This is a genomic window from Pseudomonas sp. NY15437, assembly GCF_048068435.1.
Taxonomy (GTDB): Bacteria; Pseudomonadota; Gammaproteobacteria; order Pseudomonadales; family Pseudomonadaceae; genus Pseudomonas; species Pseudomonas nitroreducens_B.
The window spans coordinates 628,481-645,948 of the sequence record NZ_JBLUQC010000004.1 but is presented as its reverse complement, the minus strand read 5'-3'; the positions used below and the strand labels follow the sequence as shown (position 1 = coordinate 645,948).

The window sequence follows — 17,468 nt, the reverse complement described above, 5'->3', positions numbered from 1 at the left end:
TTGCCAGCGACGGTCCGCAGGCCGTCTCCGCCAACAACAGAAACAACGAGGAGCGATACGCATGAGCCAGCCAACCCGCGCCGAATGGGAAGCCCGCGCCAAGGCCCTGAAGATCGAGGGCCGCGCCTTCATCCAGGGCGAATACCTGGCCTCCGCCTCTGGCGAGACCTTCGATTGCATCAGCCCGGTGGACGGGCGCCTGCTGGCCAAGGTGGCCAGCTGCGACGCCGCCGATGCCGAGCGGGCCGTGCAGAGCGCCCGCGCCACCTTCGATTCCGGCGTCTGGTCGCGTGAAGCGCCAGCCACCCGCAAGGCCGTGATGATCCGCTTCGCCACCCTGCTGGAAGAGCACGCCGAGGAGCTGGCGCTGCTGGAGACGCTGGACATGGGCAAGCCCATCGGCGACTCGCTGAACGTCGACCTGCCGGGCGCCGCCGATTCCCTCCGCTGGAGCGGCGAGGCCATCGACAAGGTGTATGACGAAGTCGCGGCCACCTCCCACGACCAGCTCGGCCTGGTCACCCGCGAGCCGGTGGGCGTGGTCGCCGCCATCGTGCCGTGGAACTTCCCGCTGATGATGGCCGCCTGGAAACTCGGCCCGGCGCTGGCCACCGGCAACTCGGTGATCCTCAAGCCGTCCGAGCGCTCGCCGCTGACCGCCATCCGCATCGCCCAGCTGGCCATCGACGCCGGCCTTCCCGCTGGCGTGCTGAACGTGCTGCCCGGCTACGGCCACACCGTCGGCAAGGCCCTGGCGCTGCACATGGACGTGGACACCGCGGTGTTCACCGGCTCCACCAGGATCGCCAAGCAACTGATGGTCTACGCCGGCGAATCGAACATGAAGCGCGTCTGGCTGGAAGCCGGCGGCAAGAGCCCGAACATCGTCTTCGAAGACGCGCCGGACCTGCAGGCCGCCGCCGAAGCCGCGGCCGCCGCCATCGCCTTCAACCAGGGCGAAGTGTGCACCGCCGGCTCGCGTCTGCTGGTGCAGAAGTCGATCAAGGCGAAGTTCCTGCCGCTGGTGGTCGAGGCGCTCAAGGGCTGGAAAGCCGGCCACCCGCTGGACCCGGACACCAACGTCGGCGCGCTGGTCGATGGCCGTCAGCTGGAGCAGGTGCTGGGCTACATCCAGGCCGGCCAGGACGAAGGCGCGACGATTCTCACCGGCGGCAAGCGCGTGCTGGAGGAAACCGGCGGCACCTATGTCGAGCCGACCCTGTTCGACGGCGTGAGCAACGCGATGAAGATCGCCCGCGAGGAAATCTTCGGCCCGGTGCTCTCGGTCATCGAGTTCGAGGACGCCGAGGAAGCCATCCGCATCGCCAACGACACCCCCTACGGGCTGGCGGCAGCGGTGTGGACCCGCGACATCTCCAAGGCCCACCTCACCGCCCGCGCCCTGCGCGCCGGCAGCGTGTGGGTGAACATGTACGACGGCGGCGACATGACCGCGCCCTTCGGCGGCTTCAAGCAGTCGGGCAATGGTCGCGACAAGTCGCTGCACGCCTTCGACAAGTACACCGAGCTGAAGGCGACCTGGATCAAGCTGTAATCCGGCACGAACCAGCGACACGAGAGGTTTGGAGCAAGACGGCGCGCGGCTGAACCCGCGCGTCGAACAATAACAACAACGCTTTCCGTTGCACCCGTTTGGCTGCCGACGCGAAAACCTCAGACAGGACACCCACGATGAACAGCTCGATCCAGCCCCTGGACCGCGACGCGGAACAACTCCGCGCGCTGGGCTACACCTCCAATTTCGAACGCAGCATGACCCTGTGGCAGAACTTCGCCCTGGGCTTCACCTACCTCTCGCCGGTGGTCGGCGTGTACACCCTGTTCGGCCTGTGCCTGGCCGCCGGCGGCCCGCCGATGTTCTGGTCCTACCTGCTGGTGGGCATCGGGCAGATGCTGGTGTGCCTGATCTTCTGCGAAGTCGTCTCGCAGTTCCCCATTTCCGGCGGCGTCTACCCCTGGGCGCGGCGCCTCGTGGGCAAGCGCTGGGCGTGGATGGTCGGCTGGATCTACTCCGTCTCGCTGTGCGTGACCATCGCCGCCGTGGCCCTTGGCGCCGGGCCGTACATCGCCACCCTGCTCGGCTTCGAATCCACCCCGGTGACCAACACCCTCGTCGCCCTGGCGCTGACGGTGATCGCCACCCTGCTGAACCTCTCGGGCACCAAGCTGCTGGCCCGCGTGGCGATGTTCGGCTTCATCTGCGAGTTGCTCGGCGCGCTGGTGATCGGCACCTACCTGCTGATCTTCGAGCGCCACCAGCCGTTCTCGGTGCTGTTCAACACCTTCGACATCCGCATCGACGGCAGCTACTGGCCGGCGTTCCTCACCGCCTCGCTGGCCGGCATGTTCCTCTACTACGGCTTCGAGGCCTGCGGTGACGTCGCCGAGGAAACCCCGAACCCCAGCCGGCGCATTCCCAAGGCCATGCGCATGACCATCTGGATCGGCGGCGGCGCGGCCATCTTCGCCGCCCTGGCGCTGATCCTCGCGGTACCGGACATGGCCGCGGTGATCTCCGGCGCGGACAAGGACCCCATGACCACCATCCTCGACAACGCCTTCGGCGTGACCGGCGCGCGCCTGGTGATGGCGGTGATCATCGTCTCGTTCGTCTCCTGCGTGCTCAGCCTGCAGGCCGCCGCCAGCCGCCTGCTGTACTCCTATGCGCGCGACGAGATGGTGATGGGCAGCGGCCTGCTCAAGCGGTTGTCGCCCAATACCCACGTGCCGGTGGCCGCGCTGATCGCCTGCGGGGTGATCCCGTCGATGATCGTCTGCGCCGGCTTCTACCTGCAGAACGCCATCGCCATGGTGGTCAGCTTCGCCGCCATCGGCATCTACCTGTCGTTCCAGATGATCGTCGCCGGAGCCCTGTTCGCGCGGATTCGCGGCTGGCAACCGAGCGGCGCCTTCACCCTGGGCCACTGGGGCTGGATCGTGAATATCCTGGCACTGGCCTACGGCGTGCTGGCGATCATCAACATGTCCTGGCCACGCACGCCCGACGCGCCCTGGTACCTGAACTACGGCATCGTGCTGGTGGGCGGCATCGTGATCGCGCTGGGCCTGGCCTACATGACCCTGTTCCGCCCGTACGACAAGGGCACCGCTCCCCACGGGGATGCGTGGAAGCTGCATCAGCAATAAGCGGTAAGGCGACACGAAAACGCCCGGCAAGGATGCCGGGTGTTTTTGCTTTTGGAAGCTGGGCTTGCTCGCGAACGGACTCGCTGGCGGCCTTGGCGCAGGGCGGTTCGCGAGCAAGCTCGCTCCTACAGGGTATTGCGCACGCGGACATCAAGCAGCGGTGCGGCGGCGCTGTACGAGTCGGCAAAGGGAATCGCGGAACGGAACAGCGTGCGCCACGGCGGGTTGCCGAAAGCGCGGTCGGCGTGGTGCTGCATCTGTTTCTGGAACAGCGCGTCGGCACGGTGTTGCAGGTCGGCGTAGTCGACGCCGATCACCTGGCCGCCCTGCATCACACAGCGGCCGTCGATGAAGCTGGCGATGCAGTCGTCGCCGCGGCCGGCGGTGAACAGGTTCTTCAGCGGGTCGAAGAACGGCCCCTGATGGAAACTTCCCAGGCGGAACACGGTGATGTCCGCACGGGCACCGACGGCGAGACGGCCGAGGTCGTCGCGGCCCAGCGCCCGGGCGCCGCCGAGGGTAGCGGCGTTGTAGAGATCGAGCATGCGCGTGTGTTCGGCATCGCCCTCCTTCACCCGCGCGATATTCAGGCCCTGGCGCAGGTTATCGAGCATGTCCGCCGGGAAGGTGTCGGTGCCCATGGCGAGGTTGATACCCCGCGCGCGGTAGGCGCCGAAGGAGTCGAGCGCATCGCCTTCGCGGGCGAACACCACCGGGCAATGCACCAGGCTCGTGCCGGTATCGGCCAGGCGCTGCAACTCGTGCTCGCCGCTATGCAGGATGCCATGGGGCAACACGCTGCGCGGGTTGAGCAGGCCGAAATGGTCGAGCCATTGCAGCGAGGAGGTGTCGCGCAGGCGACGCACCAGTTCCACCTCGTAGCGCGACTGGCAGCAGTGCAGGCGCAGCGGCGCGTTCAGTTCGCGCTGTACAGCGGCGGTGCGTTCCAGCAGCGCAGGCGTGCAGGTTTCGATGCGGTCCGGCAGCAACGCGCTGCGCACCAGGCCGCCATGGGCGCCGTCGAAATCGCGGAAGAAGCGTTCGGCCTCCGTCAGTCCAGCAAGGCCGGCGGCTTCGTCCCAGTGCTGAGCGGGGCTGCCGTCCGCGCGGGCGTAGGTCATGCCGCTCATGTAGCAGGGGCCGAGGTAGGTGCGCAAACCAAGCTCGCCGGACAGCGCCGCGACCCCGGCGAATTCGTCGTAGTGCTCGGCCCAGCGCCGGTAGTACATGGAGGTGATCGGCATGGCCGTGGTGATGCCGTTGCGGATCAATTGGGTGAAGGCATAGCGGTACTTGAACAGTTCCTCGTCCGGGCTGTAGCACTCGCTCGGCCCGGCACGCAGGTAGTCCTCGGACCAGACGCGGCCCATGCTCCACTCGGCGCCGTTGTCCAGGGTCAGCACCGTGGAGTCGAGGTCGCCGAGGGCATCCAGATCGATGAAGCCAGGCCCGATCAGCGCGTGGCCGTAGTCGATCCACTGGCTGACTTGACCGGGAAAACCACGGCCAACGAAGACAATCCTGCCGCCCTCGAATACCACTTCGCCGTGACGCCAGAGCACGTGTTGCGTGCCGTCGAAGCCCACCACGAAGCTGGCCTTCAGGCCGATGCGGGGCGTGCTCACAGACGCGACTCCAGCAGTTTTCCGTGCTCGGCAATCAGCTTGCCGGCCTTGAATACCTGGCGCTGCACCGGGCGCGCGACCACGGCTTCTCCGAGGGTCTCGACCGGCAGCAGGAGGAAGTCCGCCGGCGCACCGACCTCGATACGCGCCGGCTCGCGCCCCAACGCGCGGGCGCCGTTACTGGTGGCGGCGGCGAAGGCGGCGGCGAGATCGTCGTCCTTGCACAGGTCGAAGCGGAACGCGAGCAGCATGGCGCGTTCGAGCATGTCGCCGTTGCCCATCGGCGACCAGGCATCGCGTATGCCGTCGCTGCCCAGGCACAGGTTGACGCCGGCTTCGCGCAGGGCGAGGAATGGCGGAACAGGGGTATCGGCGGGTGCGGAACTCATCAGGGAAATGCCCAGTTCGGAGAGTCGCTCGGCCAATGGCTCGACCTGCGCCCAGGGCGCCATGCCCAGGCAGTAGGCGTGGCTGATCATCACTTTGCCCTGCAGGCCGTGGCGCTCGGTGTAGTCAGCGATGCGGGCGATCTGCCAGAGGCCGAGCTCGCCCTTGTCGTGCAGGTGGATATCCACGCCACGCCCGAACTCCACGGCCAGGCCGAAGACGATATCCAGCTGGGCGATGGGGTCGTCGTCGATACCGCAGGGATCGAGGCCACCGACGTTTTCCACGCCCAGCACCAGCGCCTCGCGCATCAGCTCGGCAGTGCCGGGGCGGCTGACCAGACCGGTTTGCGGGAAGACCACGAACTGCATGTCGATCAGGTCGGCGTAGCGTTCACGCAATGCCTGCATGGCGACCACGTGGCGCAGGCCCAGTTCGGGATCGATATCGACGTGACAGCGGAAGGTCAGCGAACCGCGGGCGATGCACTGCTCCAGCAGCGCGCCGGCACGCGCGGCGATGGGCGCGTCGATCTCGCGCAGCACACGGCGTTCGTTGGCGATGTAGTCCTTGAGCGTGGGGCCGGCGCTGTTGGCACGCCAGGGTTGGCCCCAGAGGGTCTTGTCTAGGTGGCAGTGGCTTTCCACCAGCGGCGGCAGCAGGAGTTGGTCGGCGCCGTCGATGTCGCCGGCCTGTGGTGCGGCGTTGCTTGCCGGGCGGCGTTCGACGATGCAGCCGTCACGGATGAGGAAATCTTCCGCGGCATTGCCCAGCGGACGGATGTTGCGCAGCCAGTAGCGGTCGGTCATGGGGACCTCGAACAAGGAATTGGATAAAAGACATAGGGCGAATAACCGCTCGTGGTTATCCGCCGATGAGCTCGACGGCGGATGGATCAGGAAGACAAATGTAGGAGCGAGCTTGCTCGCGAACCGCATGACGCCGAAGTCAGGCCGAGTCTGTTCGCGAGCAAGCTCGCTCCTACGAAAAGCTAAAGCGGGTCATCAGCCCTTGAGCTTGGACCAGATGCGGTCCTGCAGCTCGCGGGAGGCGTTGCTGCATTCCTTTTCCAGGCGCAGGCGCTGCGCGTATTCGGGCGGCATGTTGATGGCGTCCATCACCTTCCACTTGGCGTCCAGCAGATGGTCAGTCTGGATACCGTTGGAATAGGCAATCGCGTTAGTCACCGCGGCGGCGTTCTCCGGCTTCATCATCCAGTTGATGAAGACCTTGGCGTTCTCCGGGTGCGGGGCGCTTTTCGGCACGGCGAAGTTGTCCTGGAAGGAGGCCACGCCCTCGCGCGGGTAGACGTACTTGATGGTGCTCTTCTGCAGCGTGGCGCGGGCGGTGGAGCCGTTCCAGTTCTGCATCAGCACCACTTCGCCGGAGGCCATGCGATCCACGGTGTTGTCGGAGCTGTACATCTTCAGGAAGGGCTTCTGCTTCTGCAGCAGTTCGAGGATCTTCTTGGCGTCCTGCGGGCTCTCGGTGCACTCGTCGACGTTGAGGTAATGCGCGGCGGCGTTGATCAGGCTGCTCGGGGTATCCAGCGCGGCGACCTGGCCCTGCAATTCCGGACGCGGCTCGAAGAATTCCTTCCACGAGTCATCCAACTTGCCACCCGGCACCCGCGCACTGTCGTAGGAGAAACCGGTGGAGCCCCATAGATAAGGCGCCGAATACTTGCGGCCGGGGTCGAAGGCCGGGTCGCGGAAGGCCGGCTTCACGTACTGGAAGTTGGCCAGCGAAGGCGTGTCGATTTCCAGCAGCAGGTCCTGCTTGATCAGCGTCTGCATGATCGAGTGCGACGGCACGATCACATCGTAGGCAGCGCCGCCGGCCTGCAGCTTGGCCAGCAGGGTTTCGTTGCTGTCGTAGCCGTCCATGGTGACCTTGATGCCGGTCTCCTTCTCGAACTTGGCCAGCAGTTCCACCGGGTAATAGTCCGTCCAGTTGTAGAAGAACAACTGCTTGGGCTCCTCGGCCTGGGCGACGCCCGCGGCCAGCAGAGCGAGGGACAAACCGGCGAGGCCGTGACGCAGGGCATTCAACTTCATGTTGCTCTCCGAATCGAAAGGTCAGAAAACGAAAGGTTGGCAGTCTTGATCAGGCGTCCGGTTTGCCGCGCTGGCCGAGCCAGTACGACAGCACCACGAGGACGATGGAAATCACCAGCATGAGGGTCGAGATGGCGTTGATCTCGGGCGTGACTCCGGCCTTGATGGCCGAGAAGATGTAGACCGGCAGCGTCGTCGAGCCGGGGCCGGCGACGAAGAAGGTCATGATGAAGTCGTCGAGGCTGACCACGAACGCCAGCACCGCGCCGGACAGCACTGCCGGCCACAGCAGCGGCAGCGTCACCCGGCGGAACACCTGCCAGGGGCTGGCGTAGAGGTCGCCGGCGGCTTCCAGCAGGCTCTTGTCCAGGTCGTTCAGGCGCGCCCGGATCGGCAGGTACGCGAAGGGAATGCAGAAGCCGACGTGGGCGACGATCACCGTCATCAGGCCCAGCTTGATGCCCAGCGACATGAACAGCAGCAGCGTGGCCACCGCGATGACGATCTCCGGCAGGATCAACGGCAGGTTGATGCCGCCCTCCACCAGCCGCCGCCCGTAGAACGGCCGCGAGGTCGCCAGCGCCGCGGCCAGGGCGATCGCCGTGGACAGCACGGTGGCGAAACCGGCGACCACCAGCGAGTTGAACGCCGCCGCCTGGATCGAGGGATTGGCGACGATCTTGCCGTACCAGGCGAAGGAGAATTCGGTCCACACCGTGGCCGAACGGTTGGCGTTGAAGCTGTAACCGATCAGCACGAGGATCGGCAGGTACAGGTAGGCCAGCACCAGCAGGCTGGTTTCGCGGGTGCCGGGCAGTTTCTTCAGGTGCTGGGCGATCATGCGTTGGCTCCTCCCAGGTGGACGGCCTTGGCGGCACGGCGGCTATACAGGGCGAACGCGATCAGGGCGAGCAGCATGATCGCCAGCAGCAGGAACGACAGCGAACCACCCAGGGGCCAGTTGCGCGCAGTGCCGAACTGCTGCTGGATCAGGTTGCCGATCATCAGCGTCTTGCCGCCGCCGAGGATCGCCGGGGTGATGAAGGCGCCCAGGCTCGGTACGAACACCAGCAGGGAACCTGCGATCACGCCGGGCATGGACAGCGGCAGGATGACCCGCTGCAACGCCTTCCAGCGGTTCGCGCCGAGGTCATAGGCCGCCTCCACCAGGCGCCAGTCGAGCTTCTCCAGGGTCGAGTAGATCGGCAGGATCATGAACGGCAGGAAGCTGTAGACCAGGCCGACGCAGACCGCGAAGTCGTTGTACAGCAGGGTGATGCCGCCCGCCTGGGGGAACAGCGCGTTGAGGGACTGGGCGATCCAGCCGTGCTCGCGCAGGATGATCAGCCAGGCGTAGTTGCGGATCAGCAGGTTGGTCCAGAACGGGATGGTGATCAGCAGCACCATCAGGTTGCGCGAACGTTCGCTGAGGCTGGTCATCCACAGCGCCACCGGGAAGCCGAAGAGGAAGCACAGCAGCGTGGTGCCACCGGCCTGGAACAGCGAACGCAGCAGCGCCTGCGCGTAGACCCAGTTGAGCTCCAGGTTGCCGTCGAAGTCTTCCTGGAAGAACAGCTGCACGTAACTCTGGATCTGCCAGTCGGCGTGCCAGTCGACGCCGCCGTAGAGATTGCGCGGCAACAGGCTGATGTACCCCATGATCGCCAGCGGGATGGCGATCAGCCCCAGCAGCGTCAGCGCCACGGGGCTGAGCAACAACAGGCGGCGGGTGGTGGGCGATTCCTTCATTTCACGCCTCCATCAGCAGGCAGGCCTGGGGCGGCAGGTGCACCGCCACGGCCTCGCCGACGTCGCGGGCGCGACCACCCTCGTTGCTCTCGCGCAGGGTGATCTGCGAGGCATCGGGCAGGCGGCAGCGATACAGCGTCGCCGTACCGACGTACATCACCGTCTCGATCACCGCGCGCAGGTGATGCGGCTGGGACGGATCCACCAGCTTCGAGCGCTCCGGGCGGAAAGCCAGTTGCACAGTGGCGCTGGCCAGGCCCGCCGGCAGCTCGCAGGGAATCTCCGCCGCCATGGCGTTGGGATGGAAGCCGCCCTGGCGCATCTGCCCGGGAAGGAAATTGATGTCGCCGATGAACTGCGCGACGAAGCGATGGGTCGGGCGTTCGTAGATCTCGTTGGGGGTGCCGATCTGCATGATGTTGCCGTGGGACATCACGGCAATCCGGTCGGACAGGGTGAGCGCCTCTTCCTGGTCGTGGGTGACGAAGATGAAGGTGATGCCCGCCTCTTCCTGCACGCGCTTGAGCTCGACCTGCATCTCCTTGCGCAGCTTCAGGTCCAGCGCGGACAACGGCTCGTCAAGCAGCAGCACCGAGGGCTTGGGCGCCAGCGCGCGGGCCAGGGCCACGCGTTGCTGCTGGCCGCCAGAGAGCTCGGCCGGCTTGCGTCGCGCCAGGTGCTCCATCTGCACCAGCGCCAGCATCTCCTTCACCCGGCCGGGAATCTCGCTGCGCGCCAGGCCCTGCATCTCCAGGCCGAAGGCGATGTTCTCGCTCACCGACATGTGCGGGAACAGGGCGTAGCTCTGGAACACGGTGTTGATGCGGCGGCGGTACGGCGGCAGGTCGTTGACCCGCTCGCCGCCGACGAGGATGTCGCCGCAGGTGACGTTCTCGAAGCCGGCGATGCTGCGCAGCAGCGTGGTCTTGCCGCAGCCGGACGGCCCCAGCAAGGTGAAGAACTCGTTATGGGCAATGTCCACCGAGACTTCGTTGAGAGCAGGAGCGACGTTGGGATCGTCGGTATAGCGCTTGCTGACCCGGCGCACCTCGACGGACGACGAATGATTCATTTTGGTGCATTCCTCTTATTTTTGTATGCAATATTTGAATGCAATCTACAAATAGCGGATGTATTTTTCTTCTGCAACTGGTTTTGCACGGGCGGTTTTGCGGCATCCTTCCCAGGGTCAAGCATGAGGCGGAGTCGGTCATGACGGAGAAACACCCCGAGTCCACGGTGGAACGCGTCTACCAAGGGGTTTATGAAGCGATCAGCAAGCGCAGCCTGCGTCCTGGCATGAAGCTGGGCGAGGCCGCGTTGGCGGAATTGTTCAAGGTCAGCCGCACGTCAGTGCGCGCGGCGCTGAAACATCTGGAAGCAGACGGGCTGGTGTCGAGTGCGCTCAACAAGGGTGCATGGGTGGCGCTACCCAGCGACGAAGAGATCCGCTCGCTGTTCGAAACCCGGCGGCTGATCGAGATTGGCATCGTCAGCGAGCTCTGCCGCCGCGCGGACAGCGCGATCATCCAGGACCTGCGCGATCACGTAGCCCTGGAAGAGGCGACCCACGACCAGGACCACGCGCGGTTCGTGCACCTGCTCGGCGAGTTCCACCTGAAGCTGGCGGCGGCGCTGAACAATCCGGTGCTGCTGGACTTCTTCCGCAAGCTGATCGAACGCGCCTCGCTCTACGCCACCACCCTGGACGACGACCAGCACGAGACCTGCCGCGGCAACGAGCACCAGCGGCTGATCGAGTACATCGAGTCGGGCAACCAGGCGGCGGCCATCGAGCTGACCTGCATGCACCTGAATGCCATCGAGCAGGCGATCATCAAGGCAGCGGGGAATTTGAAAGCGGATTACCACCCGCTCAAGCATCTGATTGGCAGCTGAGCCGCAACGAGGCTTTTGGTAGGAGCGAGCTTGCTCGCGAACAGGGAGCCGGTTGACGCCACTTTAAACGCTCGCACCGAACGGTCCCCTCTCCCTTCAGGGGGAGGGCTAGGGAGGGGGACGCGGTGTCCGTGTGAGCGACAGCATTCAGCCTGAGCATCTGGCCCTCTCCCCGACCCTCTCCCTGAAGGGAGAGGGGGCTGTCCGGCGGGGTATCTGAGCTTGGCATCAGCCGGCCAGCACGGTTCGCGAGCAAGCTCGCTCCTACGAAGAGCGCCAAAGAAAACGCCCGGCACTGGCCGGGCGCTCTCCTTCAGGCGGTGGGGCCGCCGGTGATGCGGTCGAAGCCGCGGCGGATTTCGTCTTCGGGCAGGTTGTCGCCGATGAAGACGATCACGCTCTCGCGCTGCTCGTTGCCCTTCCACGGCGTGTCCCAGTCGAAGCCATAGAGCCGCAACACGCCCTGGAACACCAGGCGGCGCTCCTCCCCGGCGATGTTAAGCACGCCCTTGTAGCGCAGCAGCGAGTTGCCGTGCCATTGCAGCAGGTCGTCCATGAACTCGCTGAGGCGTTCGATATCCAGCGGATTGTCGCTGCGCAGCACCAGGGTGGTGATGCGGTCGGTGGCGCCGGACGCCGGGCGCACGGGGCGCAGCAGCGGGCGCAGGCCGACGTCGGCGTTGAGGTTGAAGCCCCGTACGTCGAGCAGGCGTTCCAGCTCGATGGCGCCGTGCTCGACGGCATGGATCTCGGCGCGGCGGTTGATGCGCTGCAGGCGCTCCACCAGCGCCTCGTACCGCGCCGGCGACACCAGATCGCGCTTGCTCACCAGGATGCGGTCGCCGAAACCGACCTGGGCCTGGGCGATGGCTTCCTGCAGGTGGCGCTCGGCATTGGCGGCGTCCACCAGGGTGATGATGCCGTCGAGCAGGTAGCGCTCGCGCAGCGTCTCGTCGACGAAGAAGGTCTGTGCGACCGGGGCCGGGTCGGCCAGGCCGGTGCACTCGATCGCCACGCGGTCGAAGTCCAGCTCGCCGTTGTCGCGGCGCTCGAGCAGGACGTAGAGCGCACGCTCAAGGTCGCTATTGATGGTGCAGCAGACGCAGCCGTTGGACAGCGTCGTCACCTGAACCGCGTCGTCGCCCAGCAACTGGCCGTCGATGGGCGTATCGCTGAATTCGTTCTCGATCACGGCGATCTTCAGGCCGTGCTCGGCCTTGAGGATGTGCTTGAGCAGGGTGGTCTTGCCGGCCCCGAGGAAGCCGGTGAGGACGGTCACCGGAATCTGCGGCGCGCTTGCGGAATCGGTCATGGGGACATCCAGGCAATCAGAAAGGAAAACGGGCCGCGATCGCTCGCGGCCCGCATCTCTGCTTATGAAACGTCGGCCAGGCAGGCGAGGCAAGGCGCCAGTGGCCGGAAAAAGCGGAGTCTACTTCCGTAGATGAGCATTTTTCCGGCCGCTGGCAACGCAGCATCGGCCACGCAGCCAGTTTCATCGCGTCAGCAGCAGCGGATCGGCCTCCCCTTGCCGCCACCGTAGCGCGCCTCCTGGCGCTCGCGGAAGAACTCCTCGTAGGTCATCGGAGTCTTGTCCGGGTGCTTGTTCTGCATGTGCTGAACGTAGGTGTCGTAGTCGGGCATGCCGACCAGCATGCGTGCGGCCTGCCCGAGATACTTACCCATGCGGCTGAGGTCGTTGAACATGATGCTGCTCCGTCAGGCGTCCGGGATGGGCTGGAACGGAGCTTCCTTGTCGGTGCGCTCCTTCTTGGTCCAGGCACTGGCGCCCACCTTGATCGCGTACACCAGCACGCTGAACACCACCAGCAGGAACAGCACGGTGAGGCCGGCGTTGATGTAGGCGTTCATCATCACGTGCTGCATCTGGCCGATGTCCTTGGCCGGGGCGATGATCTGCCCGGCGTCCAGGCCGGCGGAGTACTTCTTGCCCAGGGCGATGAAGCCCACGGCCGGGTTGCTGTCGAACAGCTTGATCAGGCCGGCGGTGGTGGTGCAGATCAGCAGCCAGGCGGCCGGCAGGGCGGTCACCCAGACGTACTGCTGGCGCTTCATCTTGATCAGCACGACGGTGGAGAGCATCAGCGCGATGCCGGCGAGCATCTGGTTGGAGATGCCGAACAGCGGCCACAGCGTGTTGATGCCACCCAGCGGATCGACCACGCCCTGGTACAGCAGCCAGCCCCACAGCGCGACGCAGCCGCCGGTGCCGATGATGTTGGCGGTCCAGGATTCGGTCTTCTTCAGCGCCGGGACGAAGTTGCCCAGCAGGTCCTGCAGCATGAAGCGCCCGGCACGGGTGCCGGCGTCCACCGCGGTGAGGATGAACAGCGCCTCGAAGAGGATCGCGAAGTGGTACCAGAAGGCCATGGTGTTCTCACCCGGCAGCACCTGGTGAAGGATGTGCGCGATGCCCACGGCGAGGGTCGGCGCACCACCGGCACGGGCCAGGATGGTCGTCTCGCCGATGTCCTTGGCGGTCTGGGTCAGCACGTCCGGGGTGATGGCGAAGCCCCAGCTGCTGACGGTCGCGGCCACGGCGTTGACGTCGGCGCCGACCACGGCCGGCGGGCTGTTCATGGCGAAGTAGATGCCCGGTTCGATGACCGAAGCAGCGACCATCGCCATGATCGCCACGAAGGACTCCATCAGCATGCCGCCGTAGCCGATGTAGCGGGCGTCGGGCTCGCGGTTGAGCAGCTTGGGCGTGGTGCCCGAGGAGATCAGCGCGTGGAAGCCGGAGACGGCGCCACAGGCGATGGTGATGAACAGGAACGGGAACAGGCCGCCCTTCCACACCGGGCCGGTGCCGTCGGTGAACTGGGTCAGGGCCGGCATCTTCAGCTCCGGCGAGACGATCACGATGCCGATGGCCAGGGCGATGATGGTGCCGATCTTGAGGAAGGTCGACAGGTAGTCACGCGGGGCCAGCAGCAGCCACACCGGCAGCACCGAGGCGATGGCGCCGTAGGCGATCAGCATCCAGACGATCTGCACGCCGTGGAAGGTGAACACCGGGGCCCACTCGGGGCTGGCGGCGATCTGCCCGCCGAGCCAGATGGAACCCAGCAGCAGCAGGATGCCCACGACGGAAATCTCGCCGATGCGGCCCGGGCGGATGTAGCGCATGTACACGCCCATGAACAGCGCGATCGGGATGGTCGCCAGCACGGTGAACATGCCCCACGGGCTTTCGGCCAGGGCCTTCACCACGATCAGCGCGAGCACCGCGAGGATGATGATCATGATCAGGAAAGCGCCGAACAGAGCGATGGTCCCCGCCACCTGCCCCATTTCCTCGCGGACCAGTTCACCCAGCGAACGCCCGTTGCGGCGGCTGGAGATGAACAGTACCATGAAATCCTGCACGGCGCCGGCCAGCACCACGCCGGCGATCAGCCAGAGCGTGCCGGGCAGGTAGCCCATCTGCGCAGCCAGTACGGGACCGACCAGCGGGCCGGCGCCGGCGATGGCAGCGAAGTGGTGACCGAAGAGGATGTGCTTGTTGGTCGGGACGTAGTCCAGGCCGTCGTTGTTGAGGACCGCGGGGGTCGCTCGATTGGCGTCCAGTTGCATCACCCTGGTGGCGATGAACAGGCTGTAGTAACGGTAGGCGACCAGGTAGATGGCAACCGCCGCGACGACGATCCACAGTGCGTTGATGGCTTCGCCGCGGCGTAGCGCCACGACTCCCAAGGCAAATGCACCGACTATCGCCACCACCAGCCATGCGAGGTGACGTAGCAGGTTGTTGTTATTGTTCATAGCGAGGCTTCCGACAGTTTGAAGGCGAGAATTCGCAGAAAAATTCTAGTCTTTTCCAGCGACCCATTCATACGACCTTAGTCTAGAGCGGTTACGCGCTTATTGCCGGAGGTCAAACCGCTGGACCGTGGAGTCAGGAAATGCAAAGGCCCGCCTGGGGCGGGCCTTTGGCGGCGTCGTGTGGACTCAGACCGGTTGCTTGGCGTACTGCGCCAGCACCTGGTCACGGCTCATCACCGCCAGGGTGTTGTTCAGCACCTGCTCGCCGGTGGCGTTCTGCGACGTGAAGATCTCACCGAAGTGCTGCTGGGTGACCTGGGCGAAGTGCGCGCGGTCCTGGGTCGGAATGCCGAGCAGTACGGCGTAGGCGTCAAGCGCCTCGCCATGTCCCTGGGCCATGTTCTCGGCGATATTGTCGAGCATGCCGTTCATGGCGAAGATCGAGCGACCGCCATAGGAAATGCGCTGGCTGGCGTCGCAACCGTTGGTGCCGGAGGTCAGGCCGAAGGTGGCGTTGCCCGAGGTGCCGTTGGTGGTGGTGGCCAGCAGGTGCGGGAACAGGCCGCGCTGACCGTCGAAGACCATGTTGCCCCAGCCGCAGCCCTTGCCGCTCTGGCCGGCTTCATCGGCGTGCGCCGCCAGGCTGGCAAAGCTGATAACCCCAAAAATCAGACCCTTGATGAGTTTATTGTCCATGCTCTGCTCTCCGCAGTGGTGGTGGTTTATCGCACATGGAGCTTTGGCGAGGGTACGCGGGCTGTCAAACCGGTACGGGACGCGCCTGACGGACGATGCAGCGGGCGACCGGCGCGCGACGCGCCAGCAGCGCCTTGCGACTATAGTGAGGCGAAGCAGAAACGGCCGGAGAGCCACGACATGACTGACGATCACGACGAGCGCCGGCGCTTCCAGCGCATCGCCTTCGACGCCGGCACCGAGATCAGCCAGGGCGACCTGCGCTGGAAGGTGACGCTGCTCGATCTGTCCCTGCAGGGCCTGCTGGTGCAACGGCCGGAACACTGGAGCATCGTCGCCCAGGAACCGGTGCAGGTGCGCATCTACCTGGGCTTCGACGTCAACGTCTATATGGAGGCCGACCTCGCCTGGGAACGCGAAGGCCTGCTGGGCTTCAACTGCCGGCACATCGACCTGGATTCCATCAGCCACCTGCGCCGCCTGGTGGAGCTGAACCTGGGCGACGAATCGCTGCTGGAGCGGGAGCTGACGCTGCTCAGCGAACATTGAGATCGCGCGCCACCCTGAACCCGATCGCGGACGAAGTCCGCTCCTACACTAATGCCAGCCTGGGCGTAGGAGCGGACTCCGTCCGCGATCGCTTATCCGCAACGCCGATGCAGCTTTACTCGAACAACGCATCCAGCGCCTGCTCCAGGCGCGTCACCGCGATGACCTGCAGGCCGGGGGGCGACTCCTTCGGGGCGTTGCCCTTGGGCACGATGGCGCGCTTGAAGCCGTGCTTGGCCGCTTCCTTCAGGCGCTCCTGGCCGCTGGGCACCGGGCGCACCTCGCCGGACAGACCGACCTCGCCGAACACCAGCAACTGGTGATCCAGCGGCCGGTTGCGCAGGCTGGACATCACCGCCGCCATCAGCGCCAGGTCAGACGCCGTTTCCAGCACCTTCACACCGCCCACCACGTTGAGGAACACGTCCTGGTCATAGGTCGGGATGCCGCCGTGACGGTGCAGCACCGCCAGCAGCATGGCCAGGCGGTTCTGGTCCAGGCCCAGGGTCACGCGGCGCGGGTTGGCCAGGTGGCTGGTGTCCACCAGCGCCTGCACCTCCACCAGCATCGGCCGCGAGCCTTCCCAGGTGGCCATCACCACGCTGCCCGGCACCGATTCCTGGGCGCGGGTGAGGAAGATCGCCGAAGGGTTGGAGACTTCCTTCAGGCCACGGTCGGTCATGGCGAACACGCCCAGTTCGTTCACCGCGCCGAAGCGGTTCTTCACCGCGCGCAGCAGACGCAGGCGGCCGTCGGATTCGCCCTCGAAATACAGCACGGTGTCGACCATGTGCTCCAGCACCCGCGGGCCGGCCAGCGCGCCTTCCTTGGTGACGTGGCCGACCAGGAAGATCGCCGTGCCGCTCTGCTTGGCGAAGCGCACCAGCAGCGCCGCACTCTCGCGCACCTGGGCGACACCGCCGGGGGCCGATTGCAGCTGTTCGGTGAAGATGGTCTGGATCGAGTCGATCACCATCACCTTGGGCTGCTCCTGGCGCGCCGTGGCGATGATGGTCTCGATGCAGGTCTCGGTCATGACCTTGAGCTTGTCCTCGGGCAAGCCCAGGCGGCGCGCGCGCATGGCGACCTGTTGCTGGGATTCCTCGCCGGTGACGTAGAGCGCCGGCAGGCGCGCGGCGATGTTGCAGAGGGTCTGCAGGAGGATGGTGGACTTGCCGATGCCGGGGTCGCCGCCGATCAGCACGACAGAACCGTCGACCAGGCCGCCGCCGAGGGCGCGGTCCAGTTCGGCCGAGGCGGTGGAGAAGCGCGGCATTTCCTCGACGCTGACTTCGGCGAGGGTCTTGATGTTGGCCTGCTGGCCGGCCCAGCCGCCACGGCCGGAGGAACTGCTGCCCGAGCCGCCCGTGGGCGTGGTGTCGATGACGGTCTCGACCAGCGTGTTCCAGGCGCCGCAATCCGGACACTGGCCGGCCCATTTCGGGTAGGTGGCGCCGCACTCGGTGCAGCCGTACATGCGCTTGGCCTTGGCCATGGGCGGACTCCGTCTGAAACAAAGCCCGCATCATAGCCAATCGCGCCCGGCGCTTCA

The 17,468-nt window shown here is 65.8% G+C and carries 15 protein-coding genes; 4 read left to right on the top strand and 11 right to left on the bottom strand.

Translation table 11 applies throughout. From position 1 onward, the window contains the following. Positions 1-61 precede the first annotated feature (61 nt). Complete coding sequence (locus ACNFIA_RS13145; protein ID WP_416785373.1) at positions 62-1,555, top strand: aldehyde dehydrogenase; 1,494 nt, start codon at positions 62-64, stop codon at positions 1,553-1,555. 137 nt (positions 1,556-1,692) lie between these two features. Further along, on the top strand, positions 1,693-3,168 hold the full coding sequence (locus ACNFIA_RS13140) for an APC family permease (RefSeq protein ID WP_416785370.1): 1,476 nt from the start codon (positions 1,693-1,695) through the stop codon (positions 3,166-3,168). A gap of 125 nt (positions 3,169-3,293) precedes the next feature. Here ACNFIA_RS13140 and ACNFIA_RS13135 read toward each other — a convergent pair whose 3' ends face one another. From ACNFIA_RS13135 to ACNFIA_RS13110, 6 genes are all read right to left on the bottom strand, one after another. Next, entirely contained in the window at positions 3,294-4,793 is a 1,500-nt protein-coding gene (locus tag ACNFIA_RS13135; RefSeq protein WP_416785367.1) for an amidohydrolase family protein, read from the bottom strand. Next, a complete protein-coding gene (locus ACNFIA_RS13130; RefSeq protein ID WP_416785364.1) occupies positions 4,790-5,989 on the bottom strand; it encodes an amidohydrolase family protein in 1,200 nt (399 codons plus the stop codon). The genes ACNFIA_RS13135 and ACNFIA_RS13130 overlap by 4 nt, the downstream gene beginning before the upstream one ends. A 195-nt stretch (positions 5,990-6,184) precedes the next feature. After that, on the bottom strand, positions 6,185-7,237 hold the full coding sequence (locus ACNFIA_RS13125; protein ID WP_416785361.1) for an extracellular solute-binding protein: 1,053 nt from the start codon (positions 7,235-7,237) through the stop codon (positions 6,185-6,187). Between the two features lie 49 nt (positions 7,238-7,286). Beyond that, entirely contained in the window at positions 7,287-8,078 is a 792-nt protein-coding gene (locus tag ACNFIA_RS13120; protein ID WP_259757456.1) for an ABC transporter permease, read from the bottom strand. Then, positions 8,075-8,986, bottom strand: coding sequence for an ABC transporter permease (locus tag ACNFIA_RS13115; protein ID WP_416785358.1), 912 nt, complete (start codon positions 8,984-8,986; stop codon positions 8,075-8,077). The genes ACNFIA_RS13120 and ACNFIA_RS13115 overlap by 4 nt, the downstream gene beginning before the upstream one ends. A 1-nt stretch (position 8,987) precedes the next feature. Beyond that, on the bottom strand, positions 8,988-10,058 hold the full coding sequence (locus tag ACNFIA_RS13110; RefSeq protein WP_416785354.1) for an ABC transporter ATP-binding protein: 1,071 nt from the start codon (positions 10,056-10,058) through the stop codon (positions 8,988-8,990). 140 nt (positions 10,059-10,198) lie between these two features. On the opposite strand from ACNFIA_RS13110, the gene ACNFIA_RS13105 reads away from it, so the two are divergent. After that, entirely contained in the window at positions 10,199-10,885 is a 687-nt protein-coding gene (locus ACNFIA_RS13105) for a GntR family transcriptional regulator (RefSeq protein WP_259757460.1), read from the top strand. Positions 10,886-11,198: 313 nt separating this feature from the next. Here ACNFIA_RS13105 and yjiA read toward each other — a convergent pair whose 3' ends face one another. The 4 genes from yjiA to ACNFIA_RS13085 form a co-directional block, all read right to left on the bottom strand. Continuing rightward, the gene (gene yjiA / locus ACNFIA_RS13100) at positions 11,199-12,197 is read right to left on the bottom strand and encodes a GTPase (protein WP_416785351.1); all 999 of its coding nucleotides are present in this window, start codon (positions 12,195-12,197) and stop codon (positions 11,199-11,201) included. A gap of 191 nt (positions 12,198-12,388) precedes the next feature. Beyond that, positions 12,389-12,592, bottom strand: coding sequence for a YbdD/YjiX family protein (locus ACNFIA_RS13095; protein WP_015478970.1), 204 nt, complete (start codon positions 12,590-12,592; stop codon positions 12,389-12,391). Between the two features lie 12 nt (positions 12,593-12,604). After that, positions 12,605-14,671: a carbon starvation CstA family protein gene (locus tag ACNFIA_RS13090; protein ID WP_259757462.1), complete on the bottom strand. Its 2,067-nt coding sequence runs from the start codon at positions 14,669-14,671 to the stop codon at positions 12,605-12,607. 186 nt (positions 14,672-14,857) lie between these two features. Then, positions 14,858-15,367, bottom strand: a complete 510-nt coding sequence (locus tag ACNFIA_RS13085) for a DUF3015 domain-containing protein (protein ID WP_416785349.1) — start codon at positions 15,365-15,367, stop codon at positions 14,858-14,860. A gap of 180 nt (positions 15,368-15,547) precedes the next feature. Here ACNFIA_RS13085 and ACNFIA_RS13080 point away from each other — a divergent pair, with 180 nt between their 5' ends. After that, entirely contained in the window at positions 15,548-15,916 is a 369-nt protein-coding gene (locus ACNFIA_RS13080; protein ID WP_045216617.1) for a PilZ domain-containing protein, read from the top strand. Positions 15,917-16,031: 115 nt separating this feature from the next. On the opposite strand, the gene radA is transcribed toward ACNFIA_RS13080, so the two are convergent. Beyond that, positions 16,032-17,411, bottom strand: coding sequence for a DNA repair protein RadA (gene radA / locus ACNFIA_RS13075; RefSeq protein WP_416785346.1), 1,380 nt, complete (start codon positions 17,409-17,411; stop codon positions 16,032-16,034). Between the last annotated feature and the right edge of the window lie 57 nt (positions 17,412-17,468).